Here is a 20,120-nt window from a genome sequence, read left to right as displayed (position 1 = left end):
GCCTCGATGATCCGGAAAATGAACGCTCCCGCCGTCCCAGCGCCGATGCCCATCGTCGGCATCGGCGCGTCCGCCGGCGGGCTCGATCCGATCTGCGAGTTCCTCGTCAGCGTGCCGCCGGACAGCGGCTTTGCCTACGTGGTGATACAGCACCTGGACCCACTGCACAAATGCATGCTGCCGGAGCTGTTGCAGCGCATGACCACCATGTCGGTGCGCGAGATCGAGGATGGCATGGCTGTCCTGCCCAACCGGGTCTATGTCATCCCGCCCAACCACGACCTGACCATCGAGCATTATCACTTTGTGCTGCATGCGGCCGGCGCCCGGCGCGGCCATCACCTGCCGATCGATACTTTCTTCAAATCGCTGGCCGTGCATAGCCGCGACATCGCGGTCGGCATTATCTTTTCCGGCATGGGGGCGGACGGCACCCGGGGTTTGAAGGCGATCCGCGACGAGGGCGGCCTGACGCTGGCGCAGTTGCCGTCGTCGGCGCGCTTCGATCACATGCCGTCCAGCGTCATCGCCGCGCGCGCGGTGGACATCGTCGAGCTGCCAGGGCAGATGACGACCCGCATCGCCGAGTGGTGGAGCACCCAGGAATCGGGCCTGCCGGAACAGGCGCTGATCCAGCGCGAGGGCTTGCAGCAGCTGTTCCAGCTGCTGCTCCAGCAGACCGGCGCCAACTTCTCCGACTACAAACTTAGCACGGTGTTGCGCCGCATCGACCGCCGCATGAAACTGCGCCAGTGCGGCTCGCTGGCCGACTACGTCAAGTTCATGCGCATCAATCCGGCCGAGGTGGATCTGCTGTTCAAGGAGTTGCTGATCGGTGTGACCAATTTCTTCCGCGATCCCAAGGTGTGGGAATACCTGCTCAATACCGCGCTGCCGCAACTATTGGCCGAGCATCCTGATGGCGCCTCCTTCAAGGCCTGGGTGGCGGCCTGCTCGACCGGCGAGGAAGCCTACTCGCTGGCGATTGTCTTCAACGAGGTGCTGGAGCGTTTGCGGCCGACGGCGCGCTACACCTTGCAGATCTTCGCCACCGATCTTGACGACGATGCGGTCGACCAGGCGCGCCAGGGCGTGTTCGGCGCCGACATCGAGGCCGACGTCGCGCCCGACCTGTTGCAGCGTTATTTCATGCCGGCCGAGAAGGACGGTTACCGCATCCGCAAGGACGTGCGCAACATGATCATCTTCGCGCGCCAGAATGTGATCTCCGATCCGCCTTTCACCAAGCTCGATATCCTGTGCTGCCGCAACCTGCTGATCTACTTCACGGCCAAGCTGCAAGAGCAACTGATCCCGCTGTTCCATTATGCCGTGCGCACCGGTGGCCTGCTGATGCTGGGCAGCGCCGACACGCCGGGCCACTTCAACGAGCTGTTCACGCCGATGGCCGGTGCCGGCCGTATCTACCGGCGACTGGACGCCTCCATCCATCGCGTGGCAAACTACTTCCCAACGCGCGTCAGCAGCGTAACGGCGCCTACAGTCATTGAACCTGTCAATCCATCCATGAACGGTAACCTTCAAGTCCAGGTCGAGCAGCAACTACTCAGAAAGCATGCGCCGGCCGCGGTGCTCCTTAACGCCCATGGCGATATCCTGTACATCCACGGTCGCACCGGCGCCTATCTCGAACCGGCAGCCGGCAAGGCCAACTGGAATATCCATGCGATGGCGCGCGACGGCCTGCGCCACGAGATGGCCGAGCTGCTCAAGCGCGCCACCCAGGAGTCGGGCGTGTTCGCGGTGCGCGGGCTGATTCAGCGCGACGAGTCGGGCAAGGCTTCGCAGGCGCTGGACCTGACGGCGGAAGCCATGCCGGAAACCGGCCCCTTGCCCGGCACCGTGCTGCTGACCTTTTCCAGTGTGCCGCTGCCGCCCAAGAAGCGCCGCACGCGTTCGACCAACCCTTATGTCCTGGAGCTGGAGCAGCAACTGGCACAGGCACGGCTCGAAATCCAGGCGGTGCGCGACGAAATGCAGGCCTCGCGCGAAGAACTCAAGTCCGCCAATGAAGAACTGCAATCGACCAACGAGGAGCTTCAGTCGACCAACGAGGAACTGACCACGTCGAAGGAAGAGATGCAGTCCCTGAACGAGGAGCTGTACACCGTCAACGCCGAGCTGCAATCGAAGGTGGACGACCTGTCGCTGGTCAACGGCGACATGAAGAACCTGCTGAACAGCACCGACGTGGCCACCATCTTCCTTGACGGCGAGTTGCGCATCCGCCGCTTCACCGATCAGACCACGCAGATCTACAAGCTGATCCCGAGCGACGTCAATCGGCCGTTGAGCGACATCGTCAACGACTTGCTGTACTCGGATCTGGAGGAGGACGCGCAGCAGGTCCTGCGCACGCTGGTGTTCTGCGAAAAGCAGATCGAGACCCGCAGCGGCGGCTGGTACACCATGCGCATCCGCCCCTACCGCACGGTCGATAACGTGATCGACGGGGTGGTGGTCACCTTCATCAACATCACCGAATTGAAGCAGATGGAGGCGCGCCTGCTGTCCATGCACAAGGACGCCGGCGCGCCATGAGCAGGCGGCCGCGCCCGGCGCTGGATCGCGACGAGCTGCGTGAAGTGGCGGAACGGGCGTTGGCCGCGCTGCCGCAACCATCCGCTGGCGCGGACAGCGACCAGCTCAAACAATGGCATGAGCTGCAAGTCGGCCAGATCGAGCTGGAGATGCAGCAACTGGCGCTGGCCGAACTGGCGAGCGAGCGCGATGAAGCGGAGATCATGCGTCAGCGCTACGCCACGCTGTACGACCTGGCGCCGGCCGGCTACCTTTCCCTGGTCGATGGCGGCCTGATCGTGCGCGCCAACCTGGCCGCCGGCGAACTGCTGCAAAGTGAACGCAATGACCTGATCGGCAAGCGCTTCGAACAATTCCTGGCGCCGCAGGCGCAGGCCGGGCTGCGCCGCTTCCTGGCCCGCCTGGTCGAAAGCGGCGAGCGCGCCGTGATGGAAGCGCCGCTGTTCGACGCCAACGCGGCCGACGGCGCCTCGGTTACGCGGCAGGTGCGCATCGAGGCCAATCTCGATGCCGCCGCCGCCAAGTGCCGCGTTATCCTCACCGACATGGGCACGCCCGGCGTGCGCGATGCCGCCCGGCTGCGCGCCATGCGGGTGCTGGACAATATCGGCGAGGGTGTGCTGGTGTGCGATCTCGATCACAACATCGTCTCGGTCAACCATGCGTTCACCACGCTCACTGGCTATCCGGTGGAGGAAGCGCTGGGACGCAATCCACGCTTCCTGGGCCGCCAGGACGCGCATCCGCCGGGCTATCATGCGGATGCCATGCGCCAGCTGCGCGCGGAGGGCCAGTGGGCTGGCGACGTATTCAACCGCCGCCGTGACGGCACGCCATACACCGCCCGCATGTCGCTGACCGTGATCCGCGACGGCGACGCGATCAGCTATTTCATCGGCGTGTTCTCGGACGTGACGGCCCAGCGCGAGGCCGAGGCGGCGCTACTGCGCTGGTCGCAGGAGCTGGATGTGCGGGTGGCCGAGCGCACCGCTGAACTGAGCGCGTCACGCGAGCAATTGCGCCAACTGGCCGAACACCTGGAAACCATCAAGGAAGAGGAGCGCAAGCGCATCGCCCGCGACATTCATGATGAACTGGGCCAGAACCTGCTGGCGCTACGTATCGACATCTCCATGCTGAGCGCACGCACCAGCGCAAGCCATGGGCTGTTGCATGCGCGCGTGCAAGCGGCGCTGCACAACGTGGACGCCACTATCCGCAGCGTGCGGGGCATCATGAACGAGCTGCGGCCGGCGGTGCTGGACCTGGGCCTGCCGGCGGCGCTGGAGTGGCAGGCGGGGGAATTTGGCCGGCGCACCGGCTTGTCCTGCGCGCTGTCGTTGCCGGATGAAGCGGAATGCGCGGCCATTCCGCCGGAAATGGCGCTGGTCCTGTTCCGCGCGGCGCAGGAGGCGTTGAGCAATGTGCGCCGCCATGCCGCCGCCAGCCGGGTGGAGATTGCGCTGGCGATGGCTTCAGGGCGGTTGACGCTGAGCGTGGCCGATAACGGCATCGGCCTGCCGCCGGATGGCGCCGCGCCAGGCGCCAACGGCGACGCCTTTGGCCTGATCGGCATGCGCCAGCGGGTGGCCGCGTTGGGCGGCCGGCTGGAAATCGGCCCGGCCGCCGGAGGGCGCGGCTGTAGGCTGGCCTTGAGCTTCGATCTATAATATCGGCGCCGATTACAATCTGGGGCCTTATCTTGTTAAAATATTTAGTCATTTCCGCCGTGTTGTGCGCCACAAGCGCGCAAGCGGATGAAGGCCAATGGCAGCCGTATCAGCTGCCGCAACTGAAGTCAGAGCTGAAACGGGTGGGGATCGCCATCCCGGCGGAGAAGCTTGCCGATTTGTCCAAACATCCGATGAGCGCCATCGTCTCGCTGGGCAATTGCTCGGCCTCGTTCGTGTCGGACGCCGGCCTGGTGGTCACCAACCACCACTGCGCTTATGGCGCCATCCAGCGCAATTCGACCCCGGAGCACAACTATATCGCCAACGGCTTCCTGGCCAGGTCGCGCGCGCAGGAACTGCCGGGCGGTCCGAACGCGCTGGTGTACGTGACCGACAAGGTGGAGAACGTCACCGGTCGCGTGCTGAGGAACATTACGCCGTCCATGAGCGGCAAGCAGCGCAGCGAAGCGGTGGAGCGCGCGATCAAGGCGCTGATCGCCGAATGCGAGAGCGACAAAATCTACCGCTGCGCGGTACCGGCCTTCCATCGCGGCCTTGAGTACTACCGCATCCGCCAGATGATGATACGCGACGTGCGCCTGGTGTACGCGCCGGCCAATTCGCTGGGCGACTTTGGCGGCGACATCGACAACTACGAATGGCCGCGCCACGTGGGCGACTACTCCTTCCTGCGCGCCTACGTCGGCAAGGATGGCCGTCCGGCCGATCCGTCGCCGGACAACGTGCCGTATCACTCGAAGGACTTCCTGGTGGTGTCGGCCGCCGGCTTGAAGAACGGCGATCCGGTGCTGCTGGCCGGTTATCCGGGCCGCACCAGCCGTTACAAGCTGCCGTCGGAAATCCGCTACGCGCGCGACGCCGCGTATCCGGCCAAGGCGGCCGAGATCCAGGCTGACCTCGACGTGATCGCCGTCAGCACCAAGGACAGCGAAGCCGCCGCCGTGCGTTACGCCAGCGTGGTCAAGAGCCAGAACAACGTTCTGAAGAAAACGCGCGGCCTGATGGACGGCTTCGCGCGCAAGGACATCGCCGCCATCAAGGACGTGCAGGACGCCCAGTTCCGCGCCTGGTTTGCGAAGCAGCCGAACGCGGACAAGAAACTGCTGGCCGAACTGGATGCATTGATCGCCGCCGACATCGCCCTGAGCGACGAGGAGTTCGGCTACAGCGTCGCCACCACCGGCGACCTGCTGAAATCCGCTGCGACGTTGTACCGCCTGGCGCTGGAAAGCGCGCGTCCGGACGCGGAACGCGAAACCGGCTACCAGCAGCGCGACCTGGCCTTCATCAAGGCGCGCCTGACCCGCCTTGAGCAATCGTATGTGGGCGGCGTGGATCAGGCGCGCCTGAACGCGGCCCTGCAACGCTACGCCGCGCTGCCGAAGTCCATGCACGTTACCGGTCTGGATGCGCTGCTGCCGGCGACGGATGCCGTGCCTGCGCTGTATGCGCAATCGCAGCTGGGCGACACCGCAACGCGCTTGTCGTGGATGGACAAGGGTGCCTCCGCCATTAAGGCTTCGGACGATGCCTTCCTCAAGCTGGCGGTGAAGCTGGACGACGTGGCGCAATCGCTGAAAGAGCGCCGCAAGGAACTGGACGGCAATCTGGAGCGCGTCATCCCGCAATACATGGCGGCCGTCATCGCGTGGAAGAAATCGCAGGGCAAGCCGGTGTACCCGGATGCGAATTCGACCCTGCGCGTGACCTACGGCACCGTGTCGCCGTATTCGCCGAAAGATGGCGTCACCAAAGGCCCGTTCACCACCATCGAAGGCATCGTTGAGAAGAACACCGGCAAGGAGCCGTTCAACGCGCCGGCCAATCTGCTGGAAGCCATCAAGGCTAGGCGTTATGGCCAGTTCAAGGACCCGGTGCTGGGTACCGTGCCGGTCGACTTCCTGACCAGTGCCGACACCACCGGCGGCAATTCCGGTTCGGCGGTGATGAACAAGCACGGTGAACTGGTAGGCCTGAATTTCGATTCGACCTACGAGTCCATCACCAAGGACTGGTACTTCGACAGCGATATCACCCGCGCCATCCACATGGACATCCGGTATATGCTGTGGGTGATGAAGGAAGTCGATCATGCCGACAATCTGCTTAAAGAACTGACCATCAAGTAACCGCACAAGGAGCGGCGGCCGGAAAGGCCGCCGCTTTTTTATTTAGCGCGGATCAGCGCAATTCAAAGCTGGATTGGCAACGCTGCATTTCCATCTCCAGAACACGTTGACTTCTTCATGCAGCTTGACGGAGAAGCTCAAGCCAGGTGAGGTCAGGGTGAGCGAGATGGCATCGCCGCCGAGCAGGCGTGGTGGTTCGTTGGTGCCAACCACTGGTTTCAGGTTTGCGCCGCCACCCACCGTCATCGAGATCTGGCTGTTGGACATGAGGTAGGCCAGATTGTTCTGGATATACTGGCCGACGGCGATGCCTCCTACCACTTTGTCGGCCGGGATCAGACGTTGCAGACCGACTTGCCAGTTCTGATCGCGCAAGAAGAAGAATTTTTGGGTGACGCTGGCCAGGCCGTTCTGAATGCTGTTGGCGATCGCTGCGTCCACTGCGCCTTCTGCTTTGTTGACCAGGATGCTACCCAGTACCGGCAGCATCCACGTCAGATTCGAGTCGCAGTCGGTGGACGTGGACAGGTTGCCATTGATGCCGATCTTATTTGGCGGCAGCGCGCCGTCTGCGCTGCCCAGTTGCGCGGTGATGGTAATGTTGTTGTAGTAGGTCGTGTTGGTGCAGCTGTAATTGATGATGCCGGCCTTGGTGCCGCTGTATGAGGCATTGAAGCGATAGCTTAAACCGCTGAGCGTGACGTAAATGACGCCGCTGGCGTCGGGGCGCAAGGTGATCGTCGGCAGGCCAGTGAGGGTGCCGCTACCAAAGCGCGCACCTTGCGAGTTGACGGCGTTGGCGACGGCCGTGTTCAACGCGTACTGGATCTGGTACGGAACATTCTGGGCATCGACAATCAGGGCGCCCAGCGGACCATTGGAGGCGCGATTCTCGTTGTAAGTCAGCGAACTGTTATTGGCACTGAGGATAACGGAGTTGGTACCTGAAATAACCTGTGGAATAAAGTCGGCATGGGCGGAACCGGCAATCAGCATCGCCGCTGCGATGAATAGAGCTTTACGCATTCGAGACTCCATAAAAAGGATAAGAGGTGCTGCATCCGTATGGTGGTATTAAAAAATTACAAAGTCAACAACTATTATTAAATGTAAACTCTATTTGATAACTATCCTGATAGCCGCTGCTTGCGTATTCAGCTGAAACCTCGCATACTCCCGCGCTACCTCGCGTCACCGCCACGATCCATGAACGAAATTCTCGCGCTGTCTGGTTTTGCTAATAGTCCGCTTACCTTATTGGGTTTGCCTACCACGCCGCTGGAACTGGCGGGCTTTGTGCTGGCTGTGCTGACCGTTCTGCTGAATATCTATCAGCAGCATTGGGCATGGTTGTTTGCGATCTTGTCATCGGCGGTGTATGCGCTTGTGTTCTACGCTTCACGTCTTTACGGCGACATGGGATTGCAACTGGTGTTTATCGCGGTATCGGTATGGGGATGGTATCAATGGTTGCGCCCCGGGCTGGCCGATGCACAGCAATTGCCGGTGACGCAGCTGAATCGCCATGGTCGGTTCTGGTCATTGCTGGGATGGGGCGTGGCTTATGGCGCGCTGTGGTGGTTTCTTGCCCATTGCACCGATACGGATGTGCCGCGCACGGACGCTTTTCTGACCGCCGGCAGCCTGCTGGGGCAAGTACTGCTGTCGCGTAAAAAAATCGAGAACTGGCACGTCTGGATCATTGTCGACGTGCTGTACGTGGCGCTGTACCTGCACAAGCACCTGGTGCTGACCGCTATCCTGTACGCCGTCTTTGTCGGCATGGCGGTGATCGGCCTGCGCGCATGGAGCGGGGATAGCGGCACCGGCGGCCGCCGCCTTGTGATGGAATGAAGCGCATCGCCATCCTCGGCACGGAGGCTTCCGGCAAAAGCACGCTGGCCGCCGCGCTGGCGCGACACTATGGCACCGTGTGGGTGCCGGAATACCTGCGGGAGTTTGTCGACACGGAAGGGCGCGTGCCAGTGGAAACGGACCAGATCCACATCGCCCGCTCGCAGCTGAAGCGCGAGGCGGATGCCGCGCGGCGCGCGCAGCGCTTCCTGTTTTGCGATACCACGCCGTTGATGACGGCGGTCTACAGCATTCACTACTTCGGCGGCATCGACGCGCAGCTGGCCGTGCTGGCCGGCACGCACGCGCAGGATTACGACCTGACGCTGGTGGCGGCGCCTGACATGCCGTGGGAGCCCGATGGCCTGATGCGCGATAACGACGAGGTGCGCCAGACCATCAACCGCATCCTGCTGGACGAACTGGCGGCGCGCGGGATTCCCTACGTGCCGGCCGGCGGCAGCGTTGAGCAGCGCGTCGCCACGGCGGCGGACGCGCTGTCCAGGCTTTAAAGCTCGAACTGCGCCGACAGGCGGAAGGTACGCGAGGCGCCCGGCATCAGATAGCCGCCGAGGTCCGGCGTCACATCGCGCCAGTAGAACTTGTCGAACGCATTGTCGATGCCGGCGCGGAAGGTGGTGCCGACATTGCCGATGCGGGTTGCGTACGACGCGCTCAGGTTCACCACATGATAGGCCGGCACGAACACGGTGTTGGCCACATCGAATGCCTTCTTGCCGGAGTAGAGCCAGTTGGCGCCCACTTTCAGGCCCGCCACTTGCGGCACGGCGTAATCCGCATACACCGAGGACTTGAACGCCGCCACGTCGGTCACGCGCTTGCCGTCCAGCTCCGCCGAGCCGGTGCCGCTTTGCCGCGTGTTCAGCGCGGTGGCCGATACACCGACCAGCAGCGCGGGCGAGACGCGTCCCGCCAACGCCATTTCCAGGCCGCGGTTCTGCGCTTCGCCATTACGCACGTAGGTGTTGGCGGCGTCGGTGTACTCCAGCCCTTTGCGGATCTGGAACAGCGACACGCTGGCGCTCAGGTCCGGACGGATGTCGGCTTTCACACCCACTTCCACCTGCTTCGATTTGCCCGGTTCCAGCGCGCGGCGCTGGTTGACGGTGCCGATCGGCGCCACGCCGCCGTGCTCCAGGCCCTGCGTGTACGACACATAGGTCGACACGTTGGGACGCACGTTGTACACCAGCGCCACATTCGGCAGCCAGAAGCCGATGTCGGTGTGCGCATAGGGCAGCACATTGCCGTCGTCGTCCTTGCCCACGTACTCGTCGCGCTTGACCTGCACGTGGCGCGCGCCGGCGTGCAGTTTCAGTTGTTCGGTGAGGCTCATGATGTCCTGCGCGAACAGGCCGCGTTCATTGTCGGTGCGGCGTTCGGATACCGGACCGCTATCGCCCGGCGCCGGCGCCACCACCACCGGGTGGTAGATGTTGCTGACGCCGGACCAGTCGTACAGGTAGTCGCCCCATTTCTCGCTGTTCTTGAAGAAGGAGAAGCCGGCGGTGACCTCGTGCCTGATACCGCCCGCGTTGTAGCGGCCTTGCAGCAGCGCTTGCGCTGTCAGCGGCGATTTCTTTTCACCCTTGCTGATGTAGTTGTAGACATCGTAGTCGCCATTGCCGCAGTAGCCCGGATACAGATCCTGCGCGCCGCAGCCGTAAGGGAAGGCGGTGTAGTCGTCGCGCTTGAAGTTATGCTGGTTGGCGGTGATGGTGGCGGCCCAATCCGGCGAGAATTTGTACTCGAAACGCAGGCCGACGTTGGTGCTGGTGGTTTCCACCGGACGGCTCCAGGGCTGGTCATTCAGCAGCACGTCCGGATCGATGTTCGGCAGGGTGGTGTTGTTCAGCAGCTGGTAGCCGGGCGCGGTGATCTGCGATTTGCGCTGGTAGTCGGCGTCCAGTTGCAGCAAGGCTTGCGGCGAAATCTGCCAGTCGAAGGCGGCGGAGATGAATTTGCGGTTGCCGTCCGCGCCCTTGACGTAGGAGCGCAGGCGCTCGGCGGCGGCGTTGATGCGGTAGCCGAAGCGGGTGTCTTCAAAGCGGCCGCCCAGGTCGACCGCGCCATACAGCGTGCCGCGTTCGCGGGTTTCCAGCACCACGCTGCGCAGCGGCGTGTCGGTCGGGCGCTTGGTGACGTAGTTGACGATGCCGCCCGGCGCCGACACGCCGGCCTGCAAGCCGGACAAGCCTTTCAGCACTTCCAGCCGTTCCTTGTTCTCCAGCGGGATCTGGGTGTCGCCGGCGATGGCCATGCCATCCTTGCGGTAGCTGGAGGCGTTATCCAGCTTGAAGCCGCGGATCGAGAACTGCTCGGCGTAGCCGACGGCGTTGTAGGCGTCGCTCAGGCTGGAATCGAATTTGGCGGCGTCGGTGGTGGAACGGATTTGCAGGTCCAGCATCTGCTGGGCGTTCAGGACGCTGACCGAGGCCGGCGTTTCCAGCAGCGGCGCGTTGAAGAAGCCGGCCACGCTGGCCGTGGTGGCGCGCACTTTGACGCCGTTGACGACCACTTCCGGCATGGCCTGGTCGGCTTCTTCGGCATAGGCGCCGCCGGAAGTCATCTGTAAAACCGCCAATGCGATGGCGGACACTGCAAAGTTTGGTGTGGACATATCTGCTCTCTACTTGTTCGGCTGGGGCCGGCGAAGAGAGCCATCAAAGGAGGGAGAACCACTTTTGCGCTTTCCTTCGCTGGCATTATCCAGATCAGGTACGAAGGGTATCTCTCACCCGGAAACGACGTTCCCAGGACCCCTAGCGAGCCGCTAGTGTAACACAGTTGTGCGCCGCCTTTTGCGCGGGATGGCTACACTGCGGTCTTCCGATGAAAGGGTTTGAATGAAGCAGTCGTATCAAGAGGGGAGCTGGTTTGCCGTGCCATTGCTGGACGGCGGCTACGGTTGGGGTTTGGTGGCGCGGCTGTCACCGGGTAGCAAAATCATGCTCGCATATCTGTTCGGCCCCAAGCTGCCACGCTGGCCTTCGGTGGAGGAGCTGAACACCTTGCGCCCGCAGGATGCGGTCAAGGTGCTGCGCTGTGGCGACATGGCGCTGGCCAGCGGCCACTGGCGCGTGCTGGGCGATATCGATCACTTCGATCCCGCCATGTGGCCGGTGCCGCAATTCCTGCGCCGCGCCGATGCGCTCAAGCGCGCCTGGCGCGTGACGTATTCCGACGCGGACCCCAGCCGTTCGGAGCGCGAGGAGTCCGTCCCCTACGATACACAAGGGCTAGAAGCCGATTCGCTGTATGGTTATGGCTCGACCGAGCTATTGCTGACCAAGCTGCTGGAAGCGCCGGACCATCCCATCAATCAGCAGCGCAGCTGACATTCCACGCCGCGTATTCGCCGCGGTTCTTGCGCACGGCGACGCGCACGCGCGTGTCGCGATCACTCTCAAACACCATGCCCACCATCTGTGGCGCGCCATTGGCCGGCGGCGCCGGCTCCATGGCGCTGAAGCGGAAGATCAGGGAGCGCTGGCGCGCGCAGCCTGAATTGCCGGCAAACAGAAGCCGCGCGCGTTGCAGCAGCTCGCGGTGCTGGCGCAGCAGCGCGGCCGCGTCGTCGTTGGAAGCGGCCGGGTCCATCTTCACCGTGTACTGGGCGGCGGTACAGATCACTTTGGGCGTCGCCAGCCAGACGTACCACTCCGGCGCGGCGGCCGATGGCGTCCAGCGCTGGCCTTTTGGGGCCTTGGCGTCGTAGATGTAGCTGGTGCGCACTTGGCGGCACAGTTCCGGCGAGTGATGGCGCGGCGAGGAATCCACGCGCGCGATCACCTGCCACGGCTGGCCGTGGCGGCGCTGGATGTCGAAGTTGGGTGCGAACAGCGAGCTGCCGCCGCTGACGCGCGCCGGTACCTGCTCGCGATAGTAGGCGTCGAACGATTCGCGCTCCTCCGCGGTCGGTTCGCGTGTTTGCACGGCTGATACGGCGGGCGGCGTGGCGGGACGCGCGGCGTGGGCCGCGCACGCGCAGACGATGGCGGCAGCCGCAGCGCAGGAAAAGCGCGCGGCGGGGTGGGTGGTGCGCATCACAGCGCCTTCATCACGATCTGGATCTGCAAGCCTCCACCGTCGCGGTTGCGCACATGCAGTTCGGCGTTGTGACGGGTGATCACGCGTTCGACGATGGCGAGGCCCAGGCCCGCACCGTTGGCCTGGCCGCGCGCGGTGTCCAGCCGCGTGAAAGGCTTGAGCAGCTGCTCGATCTGGTCCGGCGGCACGCCGCTGCCATGATCCTGCACTTCGATGATCACGCGCTTGGAAGTGTGCATGCCCTTGACGCTGCACTTGATGTCGATCTCGGTGACGTCCTGGCCTGGCGTCTTGCCATAGCGGCGGGCGTTCTCAATCAGATTATTGATGACCCGCTTGATGTCAGTAGCGTTGCCCATGGCATGCGCGCCGGGCGCGATGTCGGTGTTGATGCGCACATCCGGCAGCCGCGAGGCTTCATGCGCGGTATCGGTCAGCAGCTCGCTGATATCGACGTTGATAAAGCTGGAAGCCTCGGTCGGCTTGGCGTAGTCGAGGAACTGGCCGATGATGGCGTCCATCTGGCCGATATCGGACTGCATGCCCTCGCGCGCTTCCTGCGACAGATTGGCCATCTCCACCTCCAGCTGCATGCGCGCCAGCGGCGTGCGCAAGTCGTGCGAGATGCCGGCCAAAATCACGGCGCGGTCGGATTCAACTTGTTGAAGATCGTCGACCATCTGGTTGAAGCTGCGGTTGGCCTCCATGATCTCGATCGGGCCTTTTTCCGGCAGCGGCGCCGGGCGCTTGCCCTGCGCGAAATCGCGCGTGGCCTGCGTCAGGCGGCGCAGCGGCAGATTGATCAGGCTGGAGATGAAGGCCGCGCCCACCAGCGACACCACCGACACCACGCTGGCCCAGCCCAGCCACTGGATGCCGGTCAGGCCGCGTATGCGTTCGCGTTCCAGCATCAGCCAATACTGGTCGTCGTCGATATTGAAGCTGACCCAGAAGCCGGCCACGCCGTTCACCTTGGACGAGAAGCGTGTGTCGGCGCCCAGCTTGGCCTTGACCAGCTTTTCGATATCCGGCATCAGCGCGTTGCTGGCCGGCGGCTCGACCTTGTCATCCTCCTCCAGCGGGAACACGCGGATGCCTTCATTGGACACCAGCTCGAACAGCAGCTCGCGCCGCAGTTCCGGCGCGGAGTGGGTGAGGGCGGCGTGGGTGATGGTGACCACCGAGATCACCTGCGAGGAAATCTGCTGTACCTGCGGCTCGTGCTGCACCACGCTGATCATGCCGACCCATGCCGTCATGCTGGTGGTGGTGAGGGCGCCCAGCAGGAAGAAGGTGCGCCAGAATAAGCCGCTTTTCAGGCTGGCCAGGCGGAGGGAAAACTTCATACACTTCCACGAATTAGATAGAGATTGTTTCAAAATGCGCGCAGCGAGGCCCGGCGACGAAGACAGTGCAACTTGCACGGCAAGGAGCTGGAACGAAGCTGCGGGCTTTTTGAAACGATCTCTTAGCGCGGCTGCCCTTCTGGGATAAATACATAGCCCAGGCCCCAGACGGTCTGGATGTACAGCGGGCTGGATGGATCAGGCTCGATCAGCTTGCGCAGGCGCGAGATCTGGACGTCCAGGCTGCGGTCGAATACTTCGTACTCGCGGCCGCGCGCCAGTTCCATCAGCTTCTCGCGCGAGAGCGGCTGGCGCGCATGGCGCGCAAACACTTTCAGCACCGAGAATTCGCCGGTGGTCAGCGGCACGGTCTCGCCGTTTTTCTTCAGCGTGCGGGTACCCAGGTCCAGCACGAACTGGCCGAATTCAAAGGTCTGCGGCGTTTCCGACGGCGCGCCGGGGATTTCGTCCGGGCCGCGGCGGCGCAGCACGGCACCGATGCGGGCCACCAGCTCGCGCGGATTGAATGGCTTGGGCAGGTAATCGTCCGCGCCCATTTCCAGGCCGACGATGCGGTCTACGTCCTCGCCTTTGGCGGTCAGCATGATGATAGGGGTCTGGTCGCCGGCGCCGCGCAGGCGGCGGCAGATCGACAAACCGTCTTCGCCCGGCAGCATCAGATCCAGCACCAGCAGGTCGTAGCGCTCGCGCAGCCACAGTTTGTTCATGGCCGTGGCGCTTTCCGCGGTGAAGACGTTGAAGCCTTGCTCGGTCAGGTAGCGGCGCAGCAGATCGCGCAGACGGACATCGTCGTCGACCACCATGATTTTGGCCGCGTGGCCTTGCGCGTTGGCGGCGTTGTTGCCGGATTCAGTCGTTGTGCTAGTCATTTTGTAGCCAGATTTGTCTTATTCATGTTGCTATGGTAACGTCATATTCGTCCTGCGAAAACGCGCACGGGACGACCCATTACAAATTATTACAAACTTTACCCAAATAGCCTTACCCCCTCAGTCAAAGCATCATACACTGCGGGCATGGAATCAGCTTTTTAGGAACGCCATGTTCATCGATCACAAAAAAATATCCGCGGCAGCTAGCGCATCTTTTTGCGTTCGATCGGTTTTGGCTTCCGCGCTGGTGTGTGGTGTACTGGCCGCCGGTGCGGCGCAAGCCGACGGCGGTGACGCCCCGCAGCGTCGTGAACAACCGCAGCATCAGCAACAGGGCCAGCGTAACGAACAGCGCTACGACAGCCGCCAGCTCGACCCGCGCAGCTATGAAGCGCGCGCCGAAGAACAGCGCCGCGCCATGCAGGACGCCGCGCGCAACGCCGAAATGAATCGCCGCGTCGGCCGCATGACGCCGGACGAGCGCCGCGACCTGCGCCGCCAGATCAATGAAGTGGGGCAGGACCTGTACGCCAACCCGCCCCGCCGTTAATTGTCAGACAATTAAAGATATCAAACCAGTACAATTGTTGTGTGAATGATATTGATTTGTCTCAATAACTTCACAGTTGTGCCGTTTTCGGCATCAAAAATCCTTTCTTTTGCATGGTCTGTGTGTAATATTAATTTATTACACGCAACGCCTTTCGGCCCGAGCGTGCCGTTTGGAGGAAGACCGTGGTTCAAGACGTTGCACCCGCAGCGCCAGCCGCCGACCAGGAGCCAGAAGCTCCGGGTCCCGGTTTGCCTATAGGTTTGGGAAAACTGGCGGACGGTATCTACATTGATCTGGGCATGAGCAAGCCGGCGCTGGTCGCCGCGGTGACGCACGTGTTCCAGTCGGGCTGGTACTTCGTCGGGCTGGATTACGCGGCGCTGCTGAAAGCCTTGTACGATGTGGGGCCGGATGTCGGTGCCCAGCAGGCGCTGCGCCTGGCTGATGAGGTGCGCATGTTCGATGGCAACCGCCTGTCGCTGTACAAGGCGCCCAAGATGAGCCTTTCCTACGCCGAGTACTACTTCCAGCAGCTGTACCAGGAGGAGATGACGCTGCCCGACGGCACGGTGATCCCGGAGCGCCCGGTCTATCTGGACATCGATGAGTTCATCGCCGATATGTGGAACAAGGGTATCCGCTTCGGCATCGACGTGGCGGCCGTGAAGGCGGCCATGGCGTCCACCAAGCCTGACCGCATCACCTTCGCCACCGACCTGGAACCCGAGAAGGGGCAGGATGCCACTGTGGTGGAAGTATCGTCCGACCTGCATCGCAGCGACGCGCCCAAGGCGCGCGCCGACGGCCGGGTCGACCTGCAAAGCTTCCAGAACCGTTTCCCGCAAATCAAAGCCAATATGCGGCTTCTGAAAAAGCTGCCGCCGGTGCCGGGCCTGCCGGGCTTCGATCTGGCCGGCCGCAGGACCGATCCCGAGCCGCCCAAGGACCTGACGCTACGCTTCTACGCCGGCGAAGGAACCGAGGCCAAAATGTTCGAGGACGGCGAGTACCTGGTGTCCACGCGCGAAGGCTTCCTGAGCGTGGACGCCAAGTCCAGCCGCATTTCCATCACCGATAAAATCGTCAGCAAGGAAGGCGTGAGCGGCCGCACCACCGGCAATCTGGAACTGGCCGGCGCCTATGAGGAATTCGGCGACGTGCAGGAGCAGCGCGACGTGATCGGCAGCGACATCACGGTGCACGGCAATGTGTACGGGAATATCAACTCGCGCGGCGGCACGGTGGTACTGGATAAGAATCTGGTGAGCGGTAGCGTGCATAACGCGGCCGGCAGCATCAACATCGCCGGCGTGGCATCCAATTCCATCATCTACGCGGCCAACGGCGAGGTCACGATAGGCCGCGCCGAGAATTGCGTCATCTCCGGCAGCAAGGTGAAAGTGGGCGAGGCGTCCAACTGCGAGATCATCGGCGATGAGGTACGGATCGAGGTGGCCGAAGGCTGCGCGGTGGCCGGCCGCAATGTGGAAATGGAGAATGCCGGGCCGCGCCGCCGCACCGAGATGATTATTTATGTGCTGGTCAAGGACGTCACGCAGTTCGACCAGGAGATTGCCGATCTCGATCAGCGCGTGGCCGCGTTTGCGCAGGCCAACCAGGCCAGCCAGCAGGAGATCGACCGCCTGTCGGCGCTGCCGGACATACGGCGCTACCTGGCGCTGGCCGCCAAGCTGCGCACGCAGGAGCTGGTGCTGACGCCGGAGCAGGGACAGCACCTGAAAAAGATCGCCGCCGCGGTGGCCGAAGAGATGAAGGCCTTGCAGAAGCTCCAGCAGGATTTGCAGGTCGGCCAGACGCAGCACAAGCTGCTGGCCGACCGGCTGGCGCGCGTGATCGAGCAGAAGGTGGAGGCGGCCGGCATTGCCCGCTGTGGCCTGTACATGGTCAATGGCGAGACCATGGTGCGCACCATGTCGTTTGCCGCCGCCGATACCTCGGCCATCCGCCAGCTGCCGCCCAAGGATCTCAAGGCGCGCCTGCGCGGCACGCCGACCGGCGGCGAGTTGTTGTTTGCCGATAGCGCGGGATCGCTGGACTGGCATTTGAACCCGCGTGCGCGGACCGCGTCCTCTTGAAGCGGCTGGCGCAAGCCCGGCGAAACTGCTAATCTTGGGCTCACATTAAAAAGTGAAGGGCACTCGCTGTTGCGGGCCGGCCCGACGTACATCTTCCTGGGGATTGCACTGTGTCAGACGACGCTACGGCGCTGGAACAAACTGCGGAGGGCGATCTGCCGGCAGCGATCGTCAAGCGGCCGGACGGCATTTACTTTTCCACCGATGCCCCAGCGGTGGCCTGCCTGTCGGCGGTCAGCCAGATCTTCATGAGCAGCGCCTTTTTCGCCGGCCTCGATTATGCGGCGTTCAGCAAGATGCTGTACAACGTCGGTCCCGATCTGCCGGAAAACCTGCGCAACAAGCCGCTGCTGCGTTTTGCCGACAGCATAGAGCCCTTCCACGCCGCGCGCCGCGCGCTGTACAAGAACGTCAAGATCATCAACGGCGAGGCGGAGTACTACTTCGAGCAGGTGTTCTTTGAAGTACCGGACATGCCGCCGCAACCGGCGCGGCTGAACTTCGACGAATTCGTTTCCGACATGTGGGTCAAGGGCATCCGCTTCGGCATCGACGCGCCGGCGGTGCGCGACGTCATCGCCACCGGGCGGCTGGCGCGCATGATCGTGGCGCGGCGCCTGAACGCCACGCCGGGCAAGGACGCTACCATCGTCGAAGTGTCGCAGGATATCCATCGCAGCAACGCGCTCTTGCAAAAGGCCGACGGCAAGCTGGATTGGCAAACCTTCCAGAACCGCTTCCCGCAGGTGAAGCCCAACGTCAAGCTGCTGCGCAAGGTGCCGCGCACGCCGGGTGTGCGCGGGTATGAGCTTTCCGGCCTGGTGCTGGAGCCGCCGGTGCCCAAGGATATCGAGTTGACCAGCGTAGCCGGCGAGGGCACGGTGATCGAGAACCTGCGCGGCGGCGAGTTTCTGGTGTCGGCGGTGGAGGGCTTCCTCAGCGTGGACCCTGGCAGCAAGCGGCTGTCGATCGGCCCCAAGATCATTAGCCGTGAAGGTGTGAGCGCGCGCACCACCGGCAATCTGCAACTCACCGGCGAGTATGAGGAATTCGGCGACGTGCAGGAACAGCGTTCGGTCGAAGGCGGCAACATCACCATTCACGGCGACGTGTTCGGGAATATCGTTTCGCGCGGCGGCGATATCGTCTTGAGCAAGAACCTGATGGGAGGTAGTGCCACCAATGCCGAGGGCGGCATCCGCGTGCAGGGTGTGGCCTCGGGTGCGGTGCTGCAAACCAAACGCGGCGAGATTGCGCTGGCGCGTGCCGAAAGCTGCATCATTACCGGCACCCGCGTGGTGATCGGTGAGGCCAGCAATTGCGAGATCATGGCGGAAGAAGTGGTGATCAAGGTGGCCGAAGGCTGCGCCATCGCCGCCCGCAAGATCGAGATCGTGCACGCCGGGCCGCGCAAGCAAAATGAGATGCTGCTGTACGTGCTGGTGCCGGATACGGCCAAATTCGACAAGAAGATCGCCGAGTTGCAGCCCAAGGTGCAGCATGCGGCGCGCGAGGCCGATCTGCGCAAGGCGGAGATGGACGCCATCACCAGTCAGGCCGAGGTGCGCAATTATCTGACGCTGGCCACGCGCGTGCGCAAGCGCGAGGTGACGCTGACGCCGGAACAGGAGCCCTTGTTCCACAAGATGGCGGAAGCGGTCGGGCCGTCGCTGCGGCAGGTGGCGAAGATTTCGCTGGCGGTGAAGGCGGCGCAGGCGCAGCAGGAGCAGGCGCAGGAAGAAGTCAATCAGGTGCTGCGTCAGAAGAGCACCGTGCAGCGTGGCTCGCGCTGCGTGGTCGAGCTGCTGACCGGCGACGTGCTGCTGCGGACCATGAGCTTTGTGCCCGGAGAGCCGCCGCCGTATGACCGGCCGGCCAAGGAAGTCAAAGCCAAGGTGCGCACCGCCGTTCCTGGCATGACGGTGCTGCACAGCGGCCATATCGGCCCGATCAACTGGGCGCCATATCTGGCGGATTAGCCGGTTTGGAGGTCGTTGCGTAGAGCGGCCACCAGCTCGCGCGCGTAGCCGGGCAGCGCTGCGGCGTCGCGGACGCAGATCAGCAGTTTGCGGCTGGCCCACTCGTCGCTCAGCTTCACAATGCGCAGGTCTTCGCTGCTGCGCCGCGCTGCTGTCGCGGGCAGCAAGGCCAGCCCGGTGCCGCTGCCGGCCATGCGGCAGATGGCTTCAAAGCTGCGCAGGCGGATCTTGCAATGCATGCGCCGGCCCAGCCGTGCCGCCTGCTCGGCCGCGTGCTGCTGTAAGGCGCTGTCGCCGGCCAAGCCGATGAAGTCATGATCCAGCGCGTCGGCAAAGACGATGTGTCGCTTATGGCCCAGCGTGTGCGCCAGCGGATGGCTGCGCGCCATCGCCAGCACCAGCGGGTCGTCGCGGAAGGGGAAGGTTTGCAGGGCGGTGCGCTCTACCGCATCGGAGATGATGCCGATATCGGCCGCGCCATCGGTTATCGCTTGCACAATCTCGCGGCTCATGCGCTCCTCCAGATTGATGCTGAGTTGCGGATGTGCCGCCAGGAAGGCGGCCAGCGCGTCCGGCAGGAATTCGGTCATGGCGGAGGTGTTGCACAGCAGGCGCACCTGTCCTTTCAGGCCGGTGGCGAATTGCGCCAGGTCGGCCTGCATGTCTTCCACTTGCCGCAGGATGGCACGGGCGTGCTGCAACAGCGTGCGTCCGGCCTCGGTGGGCTCGGCGCCGCGCCGGCCGCGTTGCAGCAGCGGCACGTTGAGCGCTTCCTCCATGCCGCGCACGCGCGCACTGGCCGAGGGCAGGGCCAGATGCGCCAACTGCGCGCCGGCCGTGATGCTGCCGCTTTCGGCGATGTGGATGAACAGCTTGAGGTTGGTCAGGTCGAAGCGCATAGCCTATGTGTTTTCCGAAGTCTGACTCAGTATATTCCAGATTC

At 63.3% G+C, this 20,120-nt stretch carries 15 protein-coding genes and 1 riboswitch; of the genes, 9 read left to right on the top strand and 6 right to left on the bottom strand.

Annotated elements, in window-relative coordinates; all coding sequences use genetic code 11:
• Positions 1-18: 18 nt before the first annotated feature.
• Genes GM676_RS19185 through GM676_RS19175 form a run of 3 tightly spaced genes read left to right on the top strand, consistent with a single transcriptional unit; the run spans position 19 to position 6,385 of the window.
• Positions 19-2,562, top strand: a complete 2,544-nt coding sequence (locus GM676_RS19185) for a chemotaxis protein CheB (RefSeq protein ID WP_229262767.1) — start codon at positions 19-21, stop codon at positions 2,560-2,562.
• Positions 2,559-4,232, top strand: a complete 1,674-nt coding sequence (locus tag GM676_RS19180; RefSeq protein ID WP_155465466.1) for a PAS domain-containing sensor histidine kinase — start codon at positions 2,559-2,561, stop codon at positions 4,230-4,232. Before GM676_RS19185 ends, GM676_RS19180 begins: the two co-directional genes overlap by 4 nt.
• A gap of 32 nt (positions 4,233-4,264) precedes the next feature.
• Positions 4,265-6,385: a S46 family peptidase gene (locus GM676_RS19175; protein ID WP_155465464.1), complete on the top strand. Its 2,121-nt coding sequence runs from the start codon at positions 4,265-4,267 to the stop codon at positions 6,383-6,385.
• A gap of 42 nt (positions 6,386-6,427) precedes the next feature.
• On the opposite strand, the gene GM676_RS19170 is transcribed toward GM676_RS19175, so the two are convergent.
• Positions 6,428-7,411 (bottom strand): hypothetical protein, encoded by a 984-nt coding sequence (locus tag GM676_RS19170; RefSeq protein ID WP_155465462.1) that lies wholly within the window; start codon positions 7,409-7,411, stop codon positions 6,428-6,430.
• 180 nt (positions 7,412-7,591) lie between these two features.
• On the opposite strand from GM676_RS19170, the gene pnuC reads away from it, so the two are divergent.
• Both pnuC and GM676_RS19160 read left to right on the top strand, forming a co-directional pair.
• The gene (pnuC, locus tag GM676_RS19165; RefSeq protein ID WP_155465460.1) at positions 7,592-8,239 is read left to right on the top strand and encodes a nicotinamide riboside transporter PnuC; all 648 of its coding nucleotides are present in this window, start codon (positions 7,592-7,594) and stop codon (positions 8,237-8,239) included.
• On the top strand, positions 8,236-8,751 hold the full coding sequence (locus GM676_RS19160) for an AAA family ATPase (protein WP_155465458.1): 516 nt from the start codon (positions 8,236-8,238) through the stop codon (positions 8,749-8,751). The genes pnuC and GM676_RS19160 overlap by 4 nt, the downstream gene beginning before the upstream one ends.
• Here the strand turns inward: GM676_RS19160 and GM676_RS19155 are convergent.
• Positions 8,748-10,880: a TonB-dependent siderophore receptor gene (locus GM676_RS19155; RefSeq protein WP_155465456.1), complete on the bottom strand. Its 2,133-nt coding sequence runs from the start codon at positions 10,878-10,880 to the stop codon at positions 8,748-8,750. The genes GM676_RS19160 and GM676_RS19155 overlap by 4 nt on opposite strands.
• A gap of 54 nt (positions 10,881-10,934) precedes the next feature.
• A riboswitch (TPP riboswitch) is annotated at positions 10,935-11,034 on the bottom strand.
• A 72-nt stretch (positions 11,035-11,106) separates the two neighbouring features.
• On the opposite strand from GM676_RS19155, the gene GM676_RS19150 reads away from it, so the two are divergent.
• Entirely contained in the window at positions 11,107-11,598 is a 492-nt protein-coding gene (locus GM676_RS19150) for an Imm26 family immunity protein (protein ID WP_170304321.1), read from the top strand.
• Here GM676_RS19150 and GM676_RS19145 read toward each other — a convergent pair.
• The 3 genes from GM676_RS19145 to ompR form a co-directional block, all read right to left on the bottom strand.
• The gene (locus GM676_RS19145; protein ID WP_211923264.1) at positions 11,579-12,307 is read right to left on the bottom strand and encodes a hypothetical protein; all 729 of its coding nucleotides are present in this window, start codon (positions 12,305-12,307) and stop codon (positions 11,579-11,581) included. The two genes, GM676_RS19150 and GM676_RS19145, sit on opposite strands and share 20 nt — an antisense overlap.
• A complete protein-coding gene (locus GM676_RS19140; protein ID WP_155465454.1) occupies positions 12,307-13,656 on the bottom strand; it encodes a sensor histidine kinase family protein in 1,350 nt (449 codons plus the stop codon). Before GM676_RS19140 ends, GM676_RS19145 begins: the two co-directional genes overlap by 1 nt.
• Positions 13,657-13,778: 122 nt before the next feature.
• Positions 13,779-14,546 carry an osmolarity response regulator transcription factor OmpR gene (gene ompR, locus GM676_RS19135; RefSeq protein ID WP_155465452.1) on the bottom strand — a complete coding sequence of 256 codons (768 nt, stop codon included), beginning with the start codon at positions 14,544-14,546 and terminating at the stop codon, positions 13,779-13,781.
• A gap of 235 nt (positions 14,547-14,781) precedes the next feature.
• On the opposite strand from ompR, the gene GM676_RS19130 reads away from it, so the two are divergent.
• The 3 genes from GM676_RS19130 to GM676_RS19120 all read left to right on the top strand — a co-directional run bounded on the left by GM676_RS19130 (position 14,782) and on the right by GM676_RS19120 (position 19,177).
• A complete protein-coding gene (locus GM676_RS19130) occupies positions 14,782-15,099 on the top strand; it encodes a hypothetical protein (RefSeq protein ID WP_229262766.1) in 318 nt (105 codons plus the stop codon).
• 302 nt (positions 15,100-15,401) lie between these two features.
• Positions 15,402-17,198, top strand: coding sequence for a flagellar assembly protein A (locus tag GM676_RS19125; protein ID WP_155465448.1), 1,797 nt, complete (start codon positions 15,402-15,404; stop codon positions 17,196-17,198).
• A gap of 110 nt (positions 17,199-17,308) precedes the next feature.
• Complete coding sequence (locus GM676_RS19120; RefSeq protein ID WP_371866293.1) at positions 17,309-19,177, top strand: flagellar assembly protein A; 1,869 nt, start codon at positions 17,309-17,311, stop codon at positions 19,175-19,177.
• Here GM676_RS19120 and GM676_RS19115 read toward each other — a convergent pair.
• Entirely contained in the window at positions 19,174-20,076 is a 903-nt protein-coding gene (locus GM676_RS19115) for a LysR family transcriptional regulator (protein WP_155465446.1), read from the bottom strand. The genes GM676_RS19120 and GM676_RS19115 overlap by 4 nt on opposite strands.
• Positions 20,077-20,120 lie beyond the last annotated feature (44 nt).

Origin of the sequence: Duganella radicis, from assembly GCF_009720825.1 — a bacterium.
Classification (GTDB): Bacteria; Pseudomonadota; Gammaproteobacteria; order Burkholderiales; family Burkholderiaceae_D; genus Rugamonas; species Rugamonas radicis.
This window is presented reverse-complemented; position numbering and strand designations above follow the sequence as displayed.